Source organism: Novosphingobium sp. 18050 (assembly GCF_902706195.1).
Taxonomy (GTDB): Bacteria; Pseudomonadota; Alphaproteobacteria; order Sphingomonadales; family Sphingomonadaceae; genus Novosphingobium.
Map to the genome: position 1 here is coordinate 1 of NZ_CACSJO010000062.1, position 3,304 is coordinate 3,304.

A 3,304-nucleotide genomic window follows, 5' to 3' on the forward strand; every position below is an offset into this window, starting at 1 on the left:
TTGTCATTGTGATGGGTTTTTTGTCTCTAGTGTATTGCGCCGGCTTCAATGCCTGGCGACGTCCTACTCTTCCGGGGCTTGAGCCACAGTACCATTGGCGCTGTCAGGTTTCACGGCCGAGTTCGAGATGGGATCGGGTGGGTCACTGACGCTATGGTCACCAAGCAATGGAGCCGGCGCATTACGCTAGAGGGTTTTTAATCGATGCCCGTGCAGGTTTTGATGTTTCTGGCTGGTTGATCGTCCGCCTTCGCAGACAGTCCGCTTACCGTATGTGCGACTGTGTCGCACGGGGCAGGATTGTCATTGATGGTGGGATTCTCAAGCATGAACAGAGTTATTAGGACCGGTTAGCTCCATGCGTTACCGCACTTCCACACCCGGCCTATCAACGTGATGGTCTATCACGACTCGAAGATACCTAATCTTGAGGGAGGCTTCCCGCTTAGATGCTTTCAGCGGTTATCCCGTCCATGCATAGCTACCCTGCTGCGCTCCTGGCGGAACGACAGGTACACCAGAGGCATGTTCATCCCGGTCCTCTCGTACTAGGGACAACTCCTCTCAAGTATCGACGCCCACGGCAGATAGGGACCAAACTGTCTCGCGACGTTCTGAACCCAGCTCACGTACCACTTTAATTGGCGAACAGCCAAACCCTTGGGACCTGCTCCAGCCCCAGGATGTGATGAGCCGACATCGAGGTGCCAAACGATTCCGTCGATATGAGCTCTTGGGAATCATCAGCCTGTTATCCCCGGCGTACCTTTTATCCGTTGAGCGATGGCCCTTCCACGAGGGACCACCGGATCACTATGACCGACTTTCGTCTCTGCTCGATTCGTCAATCTCGCAGTCAGGCAGGCTTATGCCATTGCACTCTTGCAGCCGGTTTCCAACCGGCCTGAGCCTACCATCGCGCGCCTCCGTTACTCTTTAGGAGGCGACCGCCCCAGTCAAACTACCCGCCACAGAGGGTCCCTGAACCGGATAACGGTTCGAGGTTAGACATCAGAAAACAACAGGGTGGTATTTCACCTATGGCTCCACGACAGCTGGCGCCGTCGCTTCAAAGCCTCCCACCTATGCTACACAACTCTTTCCTAATGCCACTCTGAAGCTGCAGTAAAGGTGCACGGGGTCTTTCCGTCTAACCGCGGGTACTCCGCATCTTCACGGAGAATTCAATTTCGCTGAGCATATCCTGGAGACAGTGGGGAAGTCGTTACGCCATTCGTGCAGGTCGGAACTTACCCGACAAGGAATTTCGCTACCTTAGGACCGTTATAGTTACGGCCGCCGTTTACCGGGGCTTCAATTCGGAGCTTGCACTCCTCCTCTTAACCTTCCGGCACCGGGCAGGCGTCAGACCCTATACGTCGTCTTGAAGCCGACTTAGCAGAGTCCTGTGTTTTTGCTAAACAGTCGCTACCCCCTGGCCTGTGCCCCCTGCCAGTGCTTGCGCATAGACAGGGCCTCCTTCTTCCGAAGGTACGGAGGCAATTTGCCGAGTTCCTTCAGGATACTTCTCTCAAGCGCCTTGGTATACTCTACCTGACCACCTGTGTCGGTTTCGGGTACGGTCTATACGGTGGGGCTATTTCCTGGAACCACTTCAAAGCCCGGCCAATCCAATAAGGCCGAACAATACACGTGATCCGTCACACACCACCAGGCCCACGAATATTAACGTGGTTCCCATCGACTACCCCCTTCGGGCTCGTCTTAGGGGCCGGCTCACCCTGCTCAGATTAGCTTTAAGCAGGAACCCTTGGTCTTTCGGCGAGAGGGCATCTCACCCTCTTTGTCGCTACTCATGTCAGCATTCGCACTTCCGATACCTCCACGACCCATTACCAGATCGCTTCACAGGCCTACGGAACGCTCCGCTACCGCGTGATCCGAAACGATCACACCCTAAGCTTCGGTGCATCACTTTAGCCCCGTTACATTTTCGCCGCAGGAACCCTTAATTAGACCAGTGAGCTGTTACGCTTTCTTTAAAGGATGGCTGCTTCTAAGCCAACCTCCTGGTTGTTTTGGGATTCCCACATGCTTTCCCACTTAGTGATGACTTGGGGACCTTAGCTGTAGGTTAGGGCTGTTTCCCTTTTGACGACGGACCTTAGCACCCGCCGTCTGTCTGCCGGATAAGTCTCGTTGGTATTCGGAGTTTGGTTAGAATTGGTAGATCTCGCGACCCCCGCATCCATCCAGTGCTCTACCCCCAACGGCATACATCCGACGCTCTACCTCAATAGATTTCGCGGAGAACCAGCTATTTCCCGGCTTGATTGGCCTTTCACCCCTAAACACAACTCATCCGAGAATTTTTCAACATTCAACGGTTCGGTCCTCCAGTGCGTGTTACCGCACCTTCAACCTGGTCATGCCTAGATCGCCGGGTTTCGGGTCTAATACACCATACTCAGTCGCCCTATTCAGACTCGCTTTCGCTGCGCCTACACCTAACGGCTTAAGCTCGCATGGTACATTAAGTCACTGACCCATTATGCAAGAGGTACGCTGTCACCCCCTAAAGAGGCTCCAACTGCTTGTAAGCATTCGGTTTCAGGTACTGTTTCACTCCCCTCATCGGGGTGCTTTTCACCTTTCCCTCACGGTACTTGTTCGCTATCGGTCATGTACGAGTATTTAGGCTTGGAGGGTGGTCCCCCCATGTTCAGACAGGATTTCACGTGTCCCGCCCTACTCGAGTCCTCATCCATCGTTTTCGCATACGGGGCTATCACCCGCTATGGCCGACCTTTCCAAGTCGTTCTGCTAACTGAAGATGAGGCACTGGCCTGGTCCGCGTTCGCTCGCCACTACTAACGGAATCTCGGTTGATGTCTTTTCCTCCGGGTACTTAGATGTTTCAGTTCCCCGGGTTCGCTTCACCAAGTCTATGTATTCAACTCGGTGATACCTTTTCCACCTCACTCATTATCCGATCACTCGAACAACGAGAGAAATGGTGAAGGTGGGTTTCCCCATTCGGAAATCGTCGGATCAAAGTTTGCTCACAACTCCCCGACGCTTATCGCAGCGTGCCACGTCCTTCTTCGCCTGTACATGCCAAGGCATCCACCAAATGCTCTTACCTCACGCTTGAGAATCCACACCATCAACGACAACCCTGCATAGAGATTGCGCTGTAATAGGTGCGGACGATTAATCTCAGCCAGATTTACATCTGTATGTTGCGCGTCATCGTGTGCTCACTACGTCAGCAAGCACGACGCGCCACGGCATCGATTAAAAAACCCATTCACAATGTCAAAGAATGCGGGCAAATCCCGCG

2 rRNA genes are annotated in these 3,304 nt (G+C 53.5%); both read right to left on the reverse strand.

The features are described from left to right. Positions 1-50: 50 nt before the first annotated feature. Positions 51-165, reverse strand: a 5S ribosomal RNA gene (gene rrf / locus GVL61_RS24280). Between the two features lie 155 nt (positions 166-320). After that, positions 321-3,114 (reverse strand): 23S ribosomal RNA (locus GVL61_RS24285). Positions 3,115-3,304 lie beyond the last annotated feature (190 nt).